The sequence below is a fragment of the Algoriphagus sp. NF genome (assembly GCF_028823735.1).
GTDB classification, from domain to species: Bacteria; Bacteroidota; Bacteroidia; order Cytophagales; family Cyclobacteriaceae; genus Algoriphagus; species Algoriphagus marincola.
This window is the reverse complement of the sequence record NZ_JAPEIB010000001.1, coordinates 120,537-137,862: the sequence shown is the minus strand read 5'-3', so window position 1 is coordinate 137,862 and position 17,326 is coordinate 120,537. Positions and strand designations below refer to the sequence as shown.

Sequence of the window (17,326 nt, the reverse complement as noted above, 5' to 3'; positions counted from 1 at the left end):
AAAGGGAGGTATTTGAAAACCTCCCTTTTTTATGGATTTCTAGTGATTTGCCTTAGCGTAAATTCGCTTGTGGATACTTCGTTGCTTCTGTTTAGCTGCCGATCCTGGACCTGTACGTCAATTCTTACCGTATCATTTCTGAAAATGGATTCCCAACCTGAGGAAAGCATCGCGTATTTAATATTTCCTTCTACAGCTTGTCCATCTTCTGAGGTTAGGATTCGCGGGAATCGCCCATTGAAAGTGGTGAAAAACGGAGGATCTTCCCATCTAAACTCTGTGAATTGACCGTTTCGCTTGATGAAGAATTTTACAAAGATGTTGTACTGATTGGGGTTTTGCTCCACCCAAATCGTGTCTTTCACGGTTTGGTTATTGACAATCGGATCAATCACCCAATCAATTGGATTGTAGGTGGGTGCTTCCGGTGGCCGATTAGAATAAGTGATCAAATTCCCCGCAGCATCTCTTTTATAATTTAATGCATTGAAAGGCGGATTGATATCTGTGGCTGATAAACCCAAATCACCTTCGGCGTCTTGAAAATCTATCCCAACTATCAGGGAATCAGGTCCTGCGGTGGAGACATATTCTACAGATTCGAAACTGATAGAAGGCACGGAAGGAAAGTTGTCTGGAGGGTTGACGCAACTGGCTGCTAAAAAAGCCAAAAAGAAAACTCCCGATATTCTGTGTAAACGCATGAGGCGAATTAATTTTGTTGCAGAATGGTTTTCCATTCCGAATTGATGCAAATTATAAAACGATGCAGGATTTTAAAAGTTTTTCGGAAAAGCTGAAAGAATTTGTACCTAAAGACTTTGAAAGTCTGGCATTAGAGATTTTTCAGTTTCAGGCAATTCAAAATCCCATCTATAATAAGTATCTCAATGCACTTGGAGTGATTCCATCTGATATCAATAAGGTGGAGGATATTCCTTTTTTACCAATCCGTTTTTTTAAGGATCATCCAGTGGTTTCTGCGGATTTAGACAATTTTGAAGCTTTCTTTTCCAGTTCGGGTACCACCGGAATGATTACCAGTAAGCATTATTTCTGGTCCGAAAAGTGGTACTTGGATCACTCAATGAGGCTTTTTGAAAGGGAGTATGGATCCATCGAGGATTTTCATGTTTTGGCTTTGTTACCAGCATATTTAGAGCGAAAGGGAAGTAGTCTGGTGGCGATGGCGGATCATTTTATCCAAAAATCCCAATCTGTACATTCTGGATTTTACCTGTATAATCAGGAGGATTTGATGCAAAAGCTTCAGGTACTGAGGTCGGATAATAGAAAGGTTTTACTTCTCGGAGTCACATTTGCACTTTTGGATTTGGCAGATTCGGGAAGGGATTTTGAGGAGATGGAGAATTTGATAGTGATGGAGACAGGGGGGATGAAGGGACGCCGGAAGGAAATGATCCGGGAAGAAGTTCATGATAGGCTAAAGCGATTTTTTCGGCTTGATGCGATCCATTCAGAATATGGGATGACCGAATTAATGTCTCAAGCCTATTCGAAAGGTGAGGGAAAATATAACATGCCGGCTACCATGCGCGTTATGATACGAGATATAAATGATCCCTTTGCTTGGTCAGGTAGATCGCAAGGCGGGATTAATGTAATTGATCTTGCAAATTTTCATTCCTGCGCATTTATTGAAACGCAAGATTTGGGAAGGATTGGAAATGACGGAATGCTGGAGGTGCTTGGTCGCATTGACAATTCAGAAATCCGTGGGTGTAATTTATTGGTGCAGTAATTGTAAGAAAAGAATTAATTAAACATATTTGATTTCAAAATTATCAGATTAATGAAAAGATTAGCCACAATTGTAACCTTGATTGGTATTCTAGCTTTGGGAGCATGTGCCTCCAGTAAGCCATGTCCTGCTTATGCAAAAGCAGATGTAGTTGAAAAATCCAACGGATAAAAAAATGCTGACCTTAATAGTCAGCATATTTTTTTATGTCTTCGAGGCTGATTGTGTCCTCGCCTAGAATTACGAGTCTTTCTACCACATTACGCAGTTCTCGAATATTTCCTGTCCAAGGATAAGTTTTGAGTTTCTCGAGTGCTTCTTTGCTTATTTTTCTTTTTGCATCTCCGCTTTCTTGAGCGATATCATTAAGGAACTTATCTACGAGTAAAGGAATATCGTCCACTCGATCTTTCAGCGCAGGTACCTGCACCACAATCACGCTTAGGCGGTGGTACAAATCTTCTCTGAAATTACCCTCCTCGATTTCCTTTTTTAAGTCTTTGTTGGTTGCTGCCAAAACGCGAACATCCACCTTGATGTCCTTATCGCTTCCTACGCGATTGATGAGGTTTTCCTGAAGTGCACGCAAGACCTTTGACTGTGCTGACAAAGACATATCCCCAATCTCATCAAGGAATAAAGTGCCCCCTTGCGCTTGCTCAAATTTACCTGCTCGTTGCTTGTGAGCAGAGGTAAATGCCCCTTTTTCATGGCCGAAAAGCTCGGACTCGATCAGTTCAGAAGGAATAGCCGCGCAATTTACAGCGACAAAAGGTTCTTTCGCCCGACTGCTTTTTTGATGAAGCCAATGGGCTACCAATTCTTTTCCCGTACCATTTGGTCCAGTGATCAAAACTCTGGCTTCGGTCGGAGCTACTTTTTCGATTGTTTCCTTCACTTGAACAATGGCCGGTGATTCACCCACCATATCAAATTTCTTCGAAAGCTTCTTTTTCAAAACTTTCGTCTCTGTAACCAAATTCTTTTTATCCAGCGCATTTCGCACCGTGAGTAGTAACCGATTTAGATCGGGTGGTTTTGGAATAAAGTCAAAGGCCCCTTTTTTAGTCGCTTCGACTGCTGTCTCAATGCTTCCATGGGCGGAGATCATGATGAATTGTGGAGCTTTATCCAAGTCCTTGGCATGGCTAAGAACTTCGATTCCATCCATTTTTGGCATTTTGACATCGCAAAGTACCAGATCAAAGTCTTCGGACTGAATTTTTTTGAGTCCTTCCTCGCCATCACTGGCTTCGGATACTTCAAACTTTTCGTACTCGAGGATCTCTCGTAGCGTAGCTCTGATGACTTTTTCGTCATCGATGATCAGGATTTTTGACATAGGGCGAAGATAAAAAGAAAATGTGCAAGTCTGTAAGCCGGGTTCTGTACTCTTGATTTGGAATTCATCCTTTTCAATAGTGTCTGCCATTTATCTAGCCCTGACCTCACGGTCAGGGTCCATCGATCTACCCACCCCGGAACCCTGCCAAAGCAGAGATCGAACGAGCAGCTCTTTGCCCGGGGCCTATTTGATCTTTCAACCCATAAGGTTTGCCATGCACCCGATGTCACCATCGGGACGGTGGGCTCTTACCCCACCTTTTCACCCTTACCCCATTCCAATAATGGTTGGGGCGGTATATTTTCTGCGGCACTTTCTGTAGACTGACCGTCACCAGTCGGCCCCCTTCCCGTTAGGAAGTATGGCGCTCTATGTTGCCCGGACTTTCCTCCTTTCTGATTCCGATATCAATCGGGACAGATCGGCGACAGACCGACTTGCACACAGCAAATAACGCCAAATTCTATGATTTGATTCTTACTAAACTTAAAATGAAATTTTCTCTTCAATAAATTATCTTGATTCTGGGCTTTGAAATGGACTTTTCAATCTTTTTTAAAAAAAAATCATAAAAATTTTATCTGAGCTAAAAACCTTTTGATCTGACGGCTGTTTGTTATATCAAAGGCTAAAAATAGCTTTTCTTCATAGTGCTGGGTTGAGCCGCTCCTTTACGGAGCGGTTCTTTTTTGTACCCATTCGGAAGGCCTTTTCCTGTATGCTCCTTACCTTTGAAAAAAAAAGATCATGATCCTTGTAGGCAACGCGGTACTTTCTGACGATATCAAAGAGAATTTTTTTGTCTGTGACCTTGAAGCATGCAAAGGTGCCTGCTGTGTGGAGGGAGATGCAGGAGCACCTCTGGAAGATGAAGAGACAGCTATCCTGGAGAAGATTTATCCTCAAGTCAAAGACTATCTGACGGATGAAGGTCGCAGGGTCATCGAGGAGCAAGGTACCTGGGTGATAGATAAGGATGGAGACAAGGGCACACCAACCATCGGTGATAATCGAGAGTGTGCTTATGCTATTTATGACGAGCGCGGAGTGCTGAAGTGTGGGATTGAGCAGGCTTATCTCGATGGTAAAACGGACTTCAAAAAACCCATTTCATGCCACCTCTATCCAATCCGAGTCACGAAGTACGATCAGTTCGATGCTTTGAATTATGATAGATGGCATATTTGTGATCCTGCTTGTACGCTAGGCCAAAGTTTAAAAGTCCCCCTCTACCGTTTCCTTAAGGATGCACTGGTGAGGAAGTACGGGGAGTTTTGGTATGAGGAATTAATTAAGGAAATCGAGGGAGAAGGAGATAATCAACCAGCTGATTCATAAGCCTTTTTGAGCCAATCAATTACTTCTGAGCTAAGATCCTCAATCGATTGTAATTCGATTCGATGACTTACCATCCCGCTCGTTTTGGTATCCAATGCCAAAACACCTGAGGCTTCTTGTCCTTTTAGGTTGATGCCGATATCAAACCTTGTCTTGGTAGCCGGAATCAGCATAGCAAATTGCTTTTTTCGCTTGACACTGATATAAGCCTTCTTTGGTATAAACTCCACATCTTTGCCAAATAGGTTGATTTCATTTTTTAGCTTATTGAGGACGGGTAAAAAATGCTCCTTTCCTTTGTATTGCGAATGGATCAGTTCGTCATGGTCAGAAGCAGAACCTGCATCAGACTTAAGCGTTTTATGGGCTACCAAGTTGGCAAATCCATGGGTGAAACTATGGGTCTCCTTTAGCCACTTGACGATTTGGCCATGTTTTTCAAGCTTTTCTTTTTTCACCAGATCAATCCACTCTTCCAGGCTTTTACCTGTGTTTTTATGAAGATTCTCGATCATGGTTTGTACTTGGTCATCCATTTTTTATTGAGTTAAAGTAAATGAAACCGGAAAATGATCAGAAGCTTTGATCAGGGGAAATTTGACCGACTGGATCAGAGGGTCGTCTTTCTCCGTGTATGGATTCCATACCTTTCCATTCTTGAAAGGAAGTCCTTGACTGACAAGAATATGATCAATTAAAACGTTAAACTCATCTCCTGTGATGCGATCCCGGTATCTGGAGGAGTTTGGGCTCCAGCCGTAGGCATTCAGCTTAGGTCTTGGAAGAACAGGTTTGAGAATAAACTCCGGAATCCAAGGGTCACCCATTAGCAGTTCTACCGCGCTTTTGCTGAATTTATTTTCATAAAAATCCAGCTCAAAACCATCATTGATGTCTCCCATGACCATGGTTTGCTCACCTTTTTCTAAATAAGCATCTACGCGCTCTCGGATATGCATGCATTCTGCAAAAAGTCGAAGTCTATCCCGCTTGGAAAGTTGTTCGTATCTGGCAAAGTCCACCTTATCGAAAATCCCTTTGGACTTGGTATGTGCTACGATCACTCTCGATATAAAGGAATCATCGGTGTCTAAAATACTCAACTCTAAAGGAGGTCGGTAATGCTTATACTGCTCTTTGATAAGGCGATCAGTTGTATCCATCAAAAAGGGCTCGTCAAATCGCTTTCCTGCCGCTGTTTCTGGAGTAAAAAGAACTTTTAACCGATCGGCTTTATAGATTGCGCAGAGCTCTTGCTGGCCAGGTGATGGAAAGCCATGCACCCCTTTGTAATTACTTCCGGGCAAAAACTCCTGCGTCCAAAGTTCCAATTGCGCACTGGCAGTTTTGGTTTGGCTGACCAAGGTATTTGGTCCTTCCACGATTCCCAAAAAATCCGGGTCCATGGCTAAAATGATTTCTGCGATCCATTCACTTCGAAGCTTTTCTTCACCGCTTGTTTTGGGGTTGCCATCCTTATCAAAAAGATCGCGCATCCAATAGATATTGTAAACTCCAATTTGATAGTCCATGGTAAAAGAGTTTGATGAAATCTGAACTGATCCTGACTTAGACCTTGATATAAATTTTACGTCGATCCATCCACCATCCAATGAGCCAAATCAGAAGCATGTAACTAATTGCAAATAGAAAAGAAGCGTTTTTTGGGCCTAGCCAACTGGTGTAGGCATTTGCATAAATGAAACCCTTCAGGCTACTATCTCCGACAGGAATCATACTGAAGATAGAAATCACCACGCCTGAGAGTACATAGAGTATGAGTGGATTTCTTCCAAAAACTTGGAAGAAATAGGTCCAAGAAATCTTGTTTTTGATTTCAATAAGAAAGATAAGTCCCGCTAAAAGGATCAAATCCCATCCTACTGTTAAGAGAACATAGGGGCTGGTCCAGATCTTCTTATTGATAGGAAAGGCTAAATCCCATACATAGCTGGCAGCGATCAAAATCACTCCAAAGATTAGCAATGTCCTGACAGAAGTAGGAGTATTTCCCTTTTTTTGGATCATTTTGCCCACTATATAGCCAGCGATGACATTGACAATGGAAGTAAGGGTACTGAGAATCCCTTCAGGGTCAAATGGGATGCCTTCACCCATGTACATTCTATCTGCTCCGATGGTTGCCAAATCTAGTTTGATGGCTGCATTTCCGGTAAGGCCATAAGGGTCAGCTGGGTCGCCAAAGAAGTATAAAATGGGCCAATACAAAACCAAGGCCCCAATCGAATATATCCACCCGCCTCGGATACCTCCAAAATAAAGGATTAAGGCGGCGAAGAAATATGCAAGTGCAATCCGCTGCAATACGCCAAAGAATCGAACTTCGGTAAGCGTGATAAATTCGATCCCCCCAGATTCATTGTAATCGAAGAAAGGGAAGGCATTTAGCAGCCATCCAATCAGGAAAATTAAGAATGCTCGCTTGCCAACTTTCCTGAAAAAAGCTCCCTTTGACATTTCCGAGAGTCTTTTCATAGAAAAACTCATTGCATTTCCCACCACAAATAGAAATGTTGGAAATACTAAGTCGGTAGGAGTAAACCCATGCCAATCTGCATGAGCCAAAGGGGCATAGAGGTGAGACCAACTGCCTGGAGTATTTACAATAATCATAAAAGCAATGGTCATTCCACGTAGAACATCCAAAGCTAAATAGCGCTGTCCGAGACCCGTACGAATAGGAATTTCAGTCATAGTGATTTTGGGCGAATTTTTGGTTGATTGATTTTCATTCCAAGTTAAAATATTATCTTGTTTTTCACTTAAAATCAAACTTTTATTACTTCTATTTAAGCCCATGAAGAATATTCCTATTAAAAATTTGCTGGCAGGGTCTGATTTTCAATTAGCTAACTACCCGACTTTTATAGATCTCGAAACCTCCGAAGCTAAAAAGAAAAAGAAGCTGAATGATCTCCGTGAAGATCTTAGCAAGCATCAGGATACTATGTATGCCCATGGAAAATATGGGGTTCTCATCTGTCTTCAGGGAATGGATACAGCCGGAAAGGATAGTCTAATCAGAGAGGTGTTCCAGGAATTTAACCCGCGGGGAGTAGTTGTTCATAGCTTCAAAACGCCTTCATCAAAGGAATTAAGACATGATTACCTTTGGAGGCATTATTTGGCTCTTCCTGAACGTGGAAAATATGCAGTATTCAATCGTACTCATTATGAAAATGTCTTAGTGACAAGGGTTCATCCAGAGTATATTCTATCTGAAAATATTCCCGGTATTGAAAAGGTGGAGGACATTACCGATGATTTTTGGGCAAAGCGATTTGAGCAAATCCGGAATTTTGAAAAGCATGTGGTCCAGAATGGAACGGTTATTTTAAAGTTTTTCTTGAATCTGAGTAAAGAGGAGCAACGAAAAAGGCTTCTTCGCCGCTTGGAAAATGAAAAACACAATTGGAAATTTTCTCCTGGGGATCTTAAAGAGCGAGGGCTATGGGAGAAATACCAGTTTTGCTATGGAGAAGCCATCCGAGAAACGTCTCTCCCACATGCACCTTGGTATGTGATTCCGGCTGACAATAAGGAGACAGCACGTGTCTTAGTCGCAAAGGTGATCAAAGAGACCATGGATAAACTTGAAGGGATCGCAGAGCCTGAATTGGATGATGCAATCAAGGCTAAAATAATGGAATACAGGGCTATGTTAACAAAACCAGGAGCCTAAAATCTTCAATTGATTTATTTGGTGATTTATTGAATTTTTTTGATAAATTGGAGATATAATGATTTGATTTTTAACCGGTAAACTTTTATTACAATGAGAAACTTGATTTTGATTTCAGTCCTTTTCTTGGGCTTTTCCTGCCAGGATGAAAAAAATGCGCTTGTCGAATCTAAAACACTAGAAGAAAACAGTTATGAAATTGTTTTCAACGAAGATTCTGGGATTGTTCCTTTAGCAGATAGACAAGGGATATTGGATTTAGATTCAGTTGAGTTTGAAAAGGTTTTAACCTCCTTAGAAGATTCGATTCGCCAAATAATTATTGACATTGAACCGAATATTCCACAGGATGATATTTATGTAAGAGTCTATGACGAGATTTCAGTTCATCTGCAAAATTTAACAGATCGGCAGGTCAAAAGCTTCCAATCGCAGGCTTCAGTCCAAAATTTCGAGGTGGAAGTGGATATTAATTTACAGGGAAGACGTCCCATGATGCAGTCTGCTTTGATTCCACAGGGCAGGCGTCCCATGATGCAAGATCAAATGCGATACGATGCGACGGCTCAGACTAGTATTTTTATTGAAGAGATAGGTGGTGGACAGGACGTTACCCCAATTCCTACAACGAGGGTATGGATAATTGACTCGGGAATAGACTCATCTCATCAGGATATAAGGTTCAGACAAAGGGATATTAACCTTTCCAGGGATTTTTCAAGAAAAGACACAACAAAACAAAATCCATTTTTGGATAAGCATGGCCATGGAACTCAGATAGCGGGGATTATCGGTGCGAAGTCTTCATCTTCGACTGACAATTATGGAATGAATGGGGTTTTCCCAAGAGCCCGGATGGTTAGCGTAAAAATATTTAATGGAAGAGGTAATTCTTCTTTTGCTAAATTATTTAATGCCCTGGAGCATGTGTCTAATAAAGCTAAGCCAGGGGATATTGCCAATTTAAGCCTAGGTTTTTCAATTGATGATTCCATGGCTAATCAATCGTCTGTGCAAAGAAAATTAGCAAGACTTGAAAGGAAGATTAATAGAATTCTAAACAGGAACATCCACGTTGTCATGTCTGCTGGCAACGATGCTGATTTATCTACCAGAAATCTTCCTGGAGGATTGATCTCTTCTAGTACTTTTGCTCATACCATTGCCTCCTACGGTCATTATTATAATCCGACTAATGGGCAGAATGAGCGGTTATTTTCATTCTTTTCCAATTATAATATTCCTACCATCGATTACATCGAACCGGGAGAATACATTTTTACCACAGCGCCGAAGTCTTCTTATGCAGTGGTATCGGGTACGTCCTTTTCAGCGGCGATTTTCTCTGGAATATTGTATCATGGAAGCAGTTTTGATACCTTGGGAACAGTGCTCAGGGGACCGGACGCTTCAGGTAATAATCCACCGTATCCTATTGCGAAGGTTAGGTAGTGTTACAAAATTTTGTTTTAAATTTTTTGGTCAGATAAAATTTCCTATGTTAGAACTGTAAAAAATGCAATACGAAATGAAAAAAGTGATTTTTATAATTTTTTTGGTATTCTTCTCCACTTGGAGTTATGGCCAAGGCAAGCGATACATAGTCGTATTGAAAGATAGTTTTGAACAACCCGTGCGAAAAGTGCAAACAAGGGATACCGATCGGGAGCGTCAGGAGAGGAGAAATGAGACAGTTCGGTCTGCCAAACTCGAAAAACTCCGTGGATACATGGACAGAAAGGGACTTGGGTCACGGGGAAATGCCAAAAGATTTGTGGATGGAGCGGTCGGGTTTATCGCTGATTTGAGCAGTGAAGAGGTTCGTGAGCTAGAATCTGACGAATCTGTGGCTCAGGTTATTGAGGACTTTCAGATGCAGGGCCGCCCTCGGATGCAAGGTCGTCCCCGAATGCAGGGAGAGTCATTTGGGTCAGATTGGTTTTACGACCCTGCTGCCAAAGCTAGTATAGCTGTTGGTTTGATGGGCGGATCTGAAAGAGGAACCAATAATCGTACCTCTATTTGGATATTGGACTCAGGAATTGATGCTAGGCATAGGGATCTTCGTGTGACTAGAAATCCAAGAGTAGCAGTTTCATTTATAGATGGAGAAAGCCCATTTGAGGATTTTGCAGGACATGGAACCCACGTAGCTGGTCTAGCGGCTGGTTTTGGCAGGGGGAATCCCGGAATTACCGGAATGTCTGCTGGAGCTGAAGTGATCCCTGTAAAGGTTTTAGATCGAAACGGTGTCGGATCATGGTCCAATCTCGTCTTGGCTTTGAATCATATCGAAAAGTTTGCCGTACCAGGAGATGTGGTGATGATGAGTTTAGGAGAATCGGGGGTGGTGAATTGTCAAAATTCAGAACCATTCCTTCGTGACATCATTTTGGATCTAGGCGAAAAAGGAATCTTTGTGGTAATGTCTGCCGGAAATGAAGGTCAAAGTGCTGGATCCAATCTACCGGGTTGTATAAGTGGGAAAAATGTCTTCACTGTAGGTTCAGTGGACTTTTCTGAGGCTGGTTTTTCCTCTTGTTCGGACTTTTCCAACGCAGGTGCTCCCCCGATAGATTGGCTTGCACCTGGTGCCAATTTAGTATCTACCTTTCCGGGAAATGCATACAACGTTATGTCGGGAACCTCGATGGCTTGTGCATTAGTAGCTGGACTGATTCATTCCAATGGAGGTCCGCCAAGAGCTATTCAACAGATTAATTGCGGTGGGGCTACCTACTCCGTAGCAGGTCGTTAGACTGCAGCTCTTGGTTGGCTTGAATTCTTGACTTGTCAATTTTAGATAATACTGAAAGGATAGTCGGGTCTTTCAAATATCTTTTGAAAATGGGATTGTGAGTGATGTAAAAATCATCTCGCATTCCCTTTTCTTCTGCCAAGGCGAGATAAGCAACTGACTCCGATTTGCTACCCTTAATCGCATAAAGTTGGGCTAAATCCAAAAATAAATTAAAGTCATCCCCATAGTTTTCAATTGCATCTTCGCGGATTTGGATACCCTGCTCTACTAAAGTATTTGACTCCAGCCGTTCGCCTGATTGTGCCAAAATGTAAGCAAGAAGAATAGGGGAGGTGAAGTACTCATCCTGAAGAGACGCAGGTGTTTTTTCAATGCTTTTCTCCAAATACAATCGTGCGATCTCATCGCTTTCAGCAAAAAACGCAATCGTCCCTGCTACGGTATAGTCTAGTGCAGTACTATCTTTTTGATCTTCGAAAATATCACTGACAAGCGACAAGGCTTTTTCATTATCTCCTTTTTCGATCTCTATAAAGGCAAGTTGCTCAATAGTCACAGGGTCAGGAAGTATATCTAGGGATCGATTCAACCAAACTTCAGATTCCTCAAATTGGTCTAATACCCGATAAATCCAGCCTGAAATCTGATAGGGGAGGAAGTTTGTTGGATTTAAAGTGGCCGATTTAAGCTGAAGTTTGAGTGCTTCCGGAAGGTTGCCGCTGACAAAGTAAACCGTCGCCAAGTTACCAATGGCTGAACTCAAATTTGGATTTAAAACGATGGCTTTTTCAAAGGAGATCTTTGCGTATTCACTTTGTCCTTTGTAGTAATATACATTTCCTTGGGCTTTGAAGCCTTCAGCAAGGTAGGGGTCAAGGGCTAAAGCCTTTGCACTTGCTTCCATGCTTGAATCTAGCCACTGATCGCCTTCACTGAAATAAATCAGTTGAGCATAACTATCAGCAAGGCTTGCGTAAGCAAGTGCATAATTTGGGTCAATATCAATGGCTTGTTTGTAGTAATCGATAGCCTCCCATATGGATTCCCGGCTATAGTTAGAATAGAGTTCACGGCCCTTCAAGTGTAGTTCATAGGCGTCGAAACTGCTTGTCTGAGTTTTGGAAAGTTGACTTCGTTCTTCCGAGCTAAGGCTACTGTTGAGAACCCGGGCTATTTCGGTCGCGATATCCGCTTGCACTTTAAATATGTCCGATGCATCCCTGTTATAGGTTTCAGCCCAAAGATTTCGGTTCTCGGCGGGGTCAATCAATTGAACATTGATCCGGATTTTATCAGCAATCCATTGTACACTTCCTTTTAGTACAGTGGTGACGTCAAGTACTTTTGCTACAGAGTCCAAGGGTAATTTATCTCCTTTGAATCCTTCTACAGCATCCTTACTGATGACCTTGATACTTTCAATTTTCGATACTTGGCTGATTATGTCTTCTGTAAGGCCTTCGGCAAAAAACTCTTGGTCTGAATTAATTGTGATATTGGTAAAAGGGAGCACTGCAACAGATTTCTCTTTCTCCCAGACCGAAGTATTATTGAGAAATGAATAGATCAAAGTGATTGTCAATGCTACAATGATTGCTACCGCTGCCCAAAGTTTCCAAGGGCTGCGCTCTTGATAGCGGATATTTTTGATGATTTCCGCACGCTTCGGTACTACTACAGGAGGATTGCTCAGTGCATAGAGTTCGACCGAATTTTTAACATTTTTAAGCGAAAACCCACCTAGTTTTACCCATGAAAAGCTTGTGTCGGTAGGTATTTGCTCAAGTACTTTGGAGGAAAATAGGACGCAAGTAGGCATACCAATTCCCTGAATACGTGCTGCAATATTGACAGCATCACCGAATACATCCCCTTGATCAAAGATGATTTCTCCGCAATGAAGGCCTATTCTAATCTTGATTGCAGCTTCACTTTCCAAACGGGATTGAATCGCCAAACTTGCATTCAGTGCCTCCTCCACAGTCTGGAAAGTAGCCAAGATTCCATCGCCTAACTCTTTGATTATCTGGCCATTGTGTCGACTTAAGATGTCTTGATGAATCTCAAGGTTCTGCTTCATGAGCTCAAAGGCCCGATCTTCATCTTCGCCCATGAGACGTGTATAGCCTACGATATCAGAAAAAAATACTACTGACTGTTGTCGGGAAGGATGGCTACGCATATAAAAAGAATAGACTTATCAGGCTAATTTTCATTGACAATCTAGTCAATTTTACCTGTTTTGGAAAAGTAAAAATAGAGCTTTAAGCAAAAAAGTGTCTTAAAAAAATCAAAATATGAGATGGAAAAATTCAATGGTCAATAGGATAAATTTTCAGATAACTTGAAACGGTTCATCAATCCTCAAATACGTAATATCCTTGGGCTAGACTCAATGGATATGTTTTTGATTCAATTAGGTGAAAATCTTTCGAAAGGGGGTTGATTATAAAATTCAATGATGAGGGATCTAAAATCGAAGGAATGGAAAAACAGAGCTTGGGTGAATTCAGAAGTAAGGAACCCAGATCTTTTGTTGATTTTGGCGCTGGGATTTGATGCCAGTTTTCTGGTAAGTCCTTACGATTTACATGATGAATTAATTTTTCCGGTAGATGGATCTCCATTACACTATACAATTTGTAGCGCTCCGAAGTAAATAATTCGGAGTCAATCATTAGCCTTTCTAAAAGAGACACTGAAATACTTCCTCCTGCATAGATTGCCGGTGTACCCACGTGATTCCATCTACCTCCGTACCTTTTGGCACCCTCTCCTCTTAGGTCGCAGTACTCATTTAGCGCTATTCTATAGACATTCATTGACTAGATAGCGATGCCATGTTGAAGTCGCTTGATCTCTGTCTTGAGGAGTTCTATTCCTTCCGACACATCGATCAAATCTCGAGGGATTCGGTTGTTCAGTGTGAAAAGTGGCTGCTCCATCCATCGACGGAACCCGTCTCTGCCGAAGTAATTGATTCCGGTCGCGTACAGATCAGCCAGCTGATAGAGCTTTTCAGACTGCCCGGTGTCAAATATTTCCTTGCGCTGCAGGGTCTTGGCTGAGACCCCCAATGCATCTGCCAAAGTCTCATAGTCAAGACCGGAAAGTACCTTGAAGCTTTCGAAGGAGCTTTTATTTAGGCCATTGCGGAAAGTGTCTAGCCTGGTGAGTGGCTCGTCCAAATCAGCCAAATCCAATCTTAGAATGTCTTCCACATTCATTTTTGGCTTATGGTAGAGGGCTACCGCCGGCTCGCTTACTTTGGATTTTTTCTTTGTCATAGCACTAATCGGTAATTTGTCTTTTAATATACGGTAATTTGTCTGAGTTTGATTTTAGTTTTCCAATTTTTTTCTAAAATCTAGAAGGGATATATCTCTGGCAGTGATTCGTCTAAATTTTAGATGATTGCTTGAGTGCATAAAATTAGACTTGAAACTTAATCAGCAGCATTCCAGTACGCCATCCGCTCTAGCTTTTCCACTTCGATGGAGTAGAAGCCAAATTCTTCCACGACTTTTCCTTCGATTTGGTAGATCGCCCGACCTTTGAAAGGATGCTTTTTCACCACAGGAGGGAAGTGCACCGTATCGATCCAGTCTCCGTCCCGGTCCAGAAAAGTCCCAAAGTTCATCACCTCACCCTTCACCGTTCGAGTATACTTGACCGTGACCAAATAGCCCAAAATCATCACTCGCTTGCCCAAGTACTGAGTCATTTCCCTGGCTTTGATCCCTTGAATACTTTGGTCTTTGACCAGATGAAAAGGCGAGTCCAATGGGAATTCCAGAATATCGATTTGATCTAAGATATCCTGCCGGATATCTGTCTCGTCCAAGTCTGGAACCTGAGGTGGCTTTTTGCCAAAGCTGATTTCTGCTGAGTTGGACCGAAACAGGTCCGTACTGCTCACAATCGCTTTTCGCTTATGCTGAAGAAAATGTGCCTCCCACAAGAGTTCTTGCTTGGTCTTGCCTGTAAAGCGAAAGCAAGTCATCCGAATCAGAATCAAGAGCTGCTCCAGTCCGATCTCCACCCGCGCCACGAAGTCTGCCAATCCCAGAAAAGGGCCGTTTATTCTTCGCTCAGCCAATAGCTTTTCTACAGTAGTTTTTTCAAGATATTTCATGTGAATGAAACCAAGAAACACTTTTTTTCCAGTGATTCGGGTCAGGTATTCACTCTCGTTCAGGTGGGGAGCTTGGATGTTGGCTCCGTTCATTCGGAGTTCGTGGATATAGAATTCTGTGTGATAAAATCCCCCGAAATTATTGATCACACCAACCATAAATTCCAGTGGGAAGTAGGCCTTCAGGTACAAGCTCTGATAGCTCTCCACGGCAAAGGATGCTGAGTGCCCCTTGGCAAAGGAGTAGCCTGCAAAGCTTTCGATCTGATGCCAGACTTCTTTGGCGACCTGATCCGCTCTTCCTAGCTTTTTGCAGTTTTTGAAAAATTGGTCTTTCACCCGCTGAAATTCATCCTTGGACCGGGACTTTCCGCTCATGCCGCGCCGGAGTACATCCGCTTCGGCCAGACTCAGCCCGGCAAAGTAATGCGCGACTTTGATCACGTCTTCTTGATAAACCATGATTCCGTAAGTTTCGGGCATGATATCCCACATGACCGGATGCGCTTGTTTCCTTCGTTCTTCACTGATATGACGTAGGATGTATTCCCGCATCATTCCGGATCGAGCCACACCCGGCCGGATGATGGAGCTGGCTGCGACGAGTTCGAGATAGGTATCCGCTTTCATTTTAGCCAAAAGCATCCGCATGGCAGGAGATTCTACATAGAAAGCGCCGATCGTGTGTCCGGTGCGGAGATGCTCCTTGATTTTGGGGTCTTTTTTAAACTTTTCCACTTCCCTGATATCGACCTTGACTCCTTGGTTTTGGTAGATGATTTCGAGTGCAGATTTGATATGGCCCAATCCCCGCTGACTTAGGATATCAAACTTGTGCAGTCCAATATCCTCCGCGATGTGCATGTCGATATGGGCGAGCGGAAAGCCTTTCGGTGGCATATCCGTGGCAGTGTAGTAGTGGATAGGCTTGTGTGAAATTAAAATCCCGCAGGCATGAATAGTCAGGTGCGAAGGCATGTCATGCAGTACTTGGGAGTACTTGATGATCAATTTCCCAAACTGATCGGGTTGGTAGCCCGCCTTGTCGGCATGGTGGATGAGGGACTCGATATCCGTTTTTGGAAGACCAAATACCTTTCCCAATTCCCGCAGCATAGAGTTGTATTGAAAAGTGCTGTAAGAGCCCAAAAGTGCGACATGCTCTTCTTCTTTGCCATTGTATTTTCGGAAAATATAATCGGTGACCTCATCCCGATCCGTCCAACTGAAGTCGATGTCGAAATCAGGGGGATTTTCTCGGTAGAGATTGATAAATCGCTCAAAATACAGATCCAGCTCGATCGGGTCCACATCTGTGATACCCAGGCAATAGGCCACGATACTGTTGGCACCGGAGCCCCGGCCCACGTGGTAGAAGTTGCGGTGCTGTGCAAAGCTTATGATGTCATAGTTGATCAGGAAGTAGGAGACGAAGCCCTTCTGCTGAATGAGCTCGAGTTCCTTTTCGATTCGCTGGCTGATCTCCGGGCTTAGATTGGGGTAGCGACGGATGGCTCCCTTGAAAGTTTCCTGTCGGAGAAAATCAAAGTCCTCCCAGTCCGAACCTAAGATGTCCCGACGATTTTTCACTGCTTGGAAATAGAAGGAAAACTGGCACTGTTCGAGTAGCTTTTGAGCATTGACCAGAAGATAGCTGTGACTTTCACAGCGAGCGATCAGGTCGGCATAGGAGTAAAATTGATCTGTCAGGTCGGCCTGCTCGCTTGAGGGAAGCTTGCTCAGCAGGGTATTTAGGTCCATGCTTCGCAAAAGCCGATGGGCGTTGAACTCTAGCTTGGAGCTGAAGGTAGCTGGCTGCAAAAGAACGAGCTTTTCCTTGCGTCGATACCAAGGAGAGGTGAGAAGTTTGTTGAGTTGGTTGGGATGTATACCCACAAATTCATTTTCCCGCAGGGAAAAAGCTTTCTCCGAAAAGGGGTAGATTACAAAGCTGTTTTCGAACTTAGGAGCTCTTGTTTTAAATTCCCGCTTACGAGTAAGATGCTCGGAAAGGTGCTTATTTAGCTCGAAGAAGCCCTCTTGATTTTTGGCCAGTCCGATGTATTGTTGCTGCACGCCATTCCGGAAGTCGATTCCGATTACAGGATGGATTCCGGCCTTTTGTGCAGCGCGAATAAAAGGGAACACTCCGGCTGTGCAGTTGATATCCGTGAGAGCGAGCGCATCCAATTTTTTACCCTTCGCCTCAGCGATCAGCGTTTCCACAGACATCGTCCCATATTTGAAGCTGAAGTGAGAGTGGCAGTTTAAGAACATACTGA

Annotated in this window: 14 protein-coding genes and 1 other RNA gene; 5 read left to right on the top strand and 10 right to left on the bottom strand. The window is 42.9% G+C overall.

What is annotated here, in order from left to right:
* Positions 1-29: 29 nt before the first annotated feature.
* Positions 30-704: a hypothetical protein gene (locus OU792_RS00540; protein ID WP_100627820.1), complete on the bottom strand. Its 675-nt coding sequence runs from the start codon at positions 702-704 to the stop codon at positions 30-32.
* 62 nt (positions 705-766) lie between these two features.
* Between OU792_RS00540 and OU792_RS00535 the strand changes: the two genes are divergently transcribed.
* On the top strand, positions 767-1,762 hold the full coding sequence (locus OU792_RS00535) for an acyl transferase (RefSeq protein WP_134200878.1): 996 nt from the start codon (positions 767-769) through the stop codon (positions 1,760-1,762).
* Positions 1,763-1,946: 184 nt separating this feature from the next.
* On the opposite strand, the gene OU792_RS00530 is transcribed toward OU792_RS00535, so the two are convergent.
* Both OU792_RS00530 and rnpB read right to left on the bottom strand, forming a co-directional pair.
* Positions 1,947-3,104, bottom strand: a complete 1,158-nt coding sequence (locus OU792_RS00530) for a sigma-54-dependent transcriptional regulator (RefSeq protein WP_024281826.1) — start codon at positions 3,102-3,104, stop codon at positions 1,947-1,949.
* Between the two features lie 17 nt (positions 3,105-3,121).
* Positions 3,122-3,551, bottom strand: an RNA gene (rnpB, locus tag OU792_RS00525) — RNase P RNA component class A.
* 303 nt (positions 3,552-3,854) lie between these two features.
* Here rnpB and OU792_RS00520 point away from each other — a divergent pair.
* Positions 3,855-4,445 carry a DUF3109 family protein gene (locus OU792_RS00520; RefSeq protein WP_026945010.1) on the top strand — a complete coding sequence of 197 codons (591 nt, stop codon included), beginning with the start codon at positions 3,855-3,857 and terminating at the stop codon, positions 4,443-4,445.
* Here the strand turns inward: OU792_RS00520 and OU792_RS00515 are convergent.
* From OU792_RS00515 to OU792_RS00505, 3 genes are read right to left on the bottom strand one after another with little or no spacing between them, the layout of a single operon-like run.
* Positions 4,427-4,981 carry a DUF4287 domain-containing protein gene (locus OU792_RS00515; RefSeq protein WP_274669190.1) on the bottom strand — a complete coding sequence of 185 codons (555 nt, stop codon included), beginning with the start codon at positions 4,979-4,981 and terminating at the stop codon, positions 4,427-4,429. The genes OU792_RS00520 and OU792_RS00515 overlap by 19 nt on opposite strands.
* Positions 4,982-4,984: 3 nt before the next feature.
* Positions 4,985-5,977 carry an endonuclease/exonuclease/phosphatase family protein gene (locus OU792_RS00510; RefSeq protein WP_274669189.1) on the bottom strand — a complete coding sequence of 331 codons (993 nt, stop codon included), beginning with the start codon at positions 5,975-5,977 and terminating at the stop codon, positions 4,985-4,987.
* Between the two features lie 37 nt (positions 5,978-6,014).
* Complete coding sequence (locus OU792_RS00505; RefSeq protein ID WP_274669188.1) at positions 6,015-7,160, bottom strand: acyltransferase family protein; 1,146 nt, start codon at positions 7,158-7,160, stop codon at positions 6,015-6,017.
* Positions 7,161-7,263: 103 nt separating this feature from the next.
* Between OU792_RS00505 and OU792_RS00500 the strand changes: the two genes are divergently transcribed.
* The 3 genes from OU792_RS00500 to OU792_RS00490 all read left to right on the top strand — a co-directional run bounded on the left by OU792_RS00500 (position 7,264) and on the right by OU792_RS00490 (position 10,906).
* Positions 7,264-8,148 (top strand): PPK2 family polyphosphate kinase, encoded by an 885-nt coding sequence (locus tag OU792_RS00500; RefSeq protein ID WP_274669187.1) that lies wholly within the window; start codon positions 7,264-7,266, stop codon positions 8,146-8,148.
* Positions 8,149-8,241: 93 nt separating this feature from the next.
* Positions 8,242-9,600, top strand: a complete 1,359-nt coding sequence (locus tag OU792_RS00495; RefSeq protein WP_274669186.1) for a S8 family peptidase — start codon at positions 8,242-8,244, stop codon at positions 9,598-9,600.
* Positions 9,601-9,676: 76 nt separating this feature from the next.
* A complete protein-coding gene (locus tag OU792_RS00490; protein ID WP_274669185.1) occupies positions 9,677-10,906 on the top strand; it encodes a S8 family peptidase in 1,230 nt (409 codons plus the stop codon).
* Here OU792_RS00490 and OU792_RS00485 read toward each other — a convergent pair.
* The 4 genes from OU792_RS00485 to OU792_RS00470 all read right to left on the bottom strand — a co-directional run bounded on the left by OU792_RS00485 (position 10,881) and on the right by OU792_RS00470 (position 17,321).
* A complete protein-coding gene (locus tag OU792_RS00485; protein WP_222582796.1) occupies positions 10,881-13,091 on the bottom strand; it encodes an adenylate/guanylate cyclase domain-containing protein in 2,211 nt (736 codons plus the stop codon). The two genes, OU792_RS00490 and OU792_RS00485, sit on opposite strands and share 26 nt — an antisense overlap.
* Positions 13,092-13,266: 175 nt before the next feature.
* Positions 13,267-13,731 (bottom strand): RES family NAD+ phosphorylase, encoded by a 465-nt coding sequence (locus OU792_RS00480; protein WP_274669184.1) that lies wholly within the window; start codon positions 13,729-13,731, stop codon positions 13,267-13,269.
* A gap of 3 nt (positions 13,732-13,734) precedes the next feature.
* A complete protein-coding gene (locus OU792_RS00475) occupies positions 13,735-14,196 on the bottom strand; it encodes an antitoxin Xre/MbcA/ParS toxin-binding domain-containing protein (protein ID WP_134200891.1) in 462 nt (153 codons plus the stop codon).
* Positions 14,197-14,354: 158 nt separating this feature from the next.
* On the bottom strand, positions 14,355-17,321 hold the full coding sequence (locus OU792_RS00470) for a DNA polymerase III subunit alpha (RefSeq protein ID WP_274669183.1): 2,967 nt from the start codon (positions 17,319-17,321) through the stop codon (positions 14,355-14,357).
* Between the last annotated feature and the right edge of the window lie 5 nt (positions 17,322-17,326).

Coding starts and splice junctions, on each gene's coding strand:
- OU792_RS00470 (WP_274669183.1), bottom strand. CDS start 17,321: ATGTTCTTAAACTGCCACTCTCACTTCAGCTTCAAATATGGGACGATG.
- OU792_RS00495 (WP_274669186.1), top strand. CDS start 8,242: ATGAGAAACTTGATTTTGATTTCAGTCCTTTTCTTGGGCTTTTCCTGC.
- OU792_RS00530 (WP_024281826.1), bottom strand. CDS start 3,104: ATGTCAAAAATCCTGATCATCGATGACGAAAAAGTCATCAGAGCTACG.
- OU792_RS00540 (WP_100627820.1), bottom strand. CDS start 704: ATGCGTTTACACAGAATATCGGGAGTTTTCTTTTTGGCTTTTTTAGCA.
- OU792_RS00490 (WP_274669185.1), top strand. CDS start 9,677: ATGAAAAAAGTGATTTTTATAATTTTTTTGGTATTCTTCTCCACTTGG.
- OU792_RS00535 (WP_134200878.1), top strand. CDS start 767: ATGCAGGATTTTAAAAGTTTTTCGGAAAAGCTGAAAGAATTTGTACCT.
- OU792_RS00510 (WP_274669189.1), bottom strand. CDS start 5,977: ATGGACTATCAAATTGGAGTTTACAATATCTATTGGATGCGCGATCTT.
- OU792_RS00480 (WP_274669184.1), bottom strand. CDS start 13,731: ATGAATGTCTATAGAATAGCGCTAAATGAGTACTGCGACCTAAGAGGA.
- OU792_RS00475 (WP_134200891.1), bottom strand. CDS start 14,196: ATGACAAAGAAAAAATCCAAAGTAAGCGAGCCGGCGGTAGCCCTCTAC.
- OU792_RS00520 (WP_026945010.1), top strand. CDS start 3,855: ATGATCCTTGTAGGCAACGCGGTACTTTCTGACGATATCAAAGAGAAT.
- OU792_RS00500 (WP_274669187.1), top strand. CDS start 7,264: ATGAAGAATATTCCTATTAAAAATTTGCTGGCAGGGTCTGATTTTCAA.
- OU792_RS00515 (WP_274669190.1), bottom strand. CDS start 4,981: ATGGATGACCAAGTACAAACCATGATCGAGAATCTTCATAAAAACACA.
- OU792_RS00485 (WP_222582796.1), bottom strand. CDS start 13,091: ATGCGTAGCCATCCTTCCCGACAACAGTCAGTAGTATTTTTTTCTGAT.
- OU792_RS00505 (WP_274669188.1), bottom strand. CDS start 7,160: ATGACTGAAATTCCTATTCGTACGGGTCTCGGACAGCGCTATTTAGCT.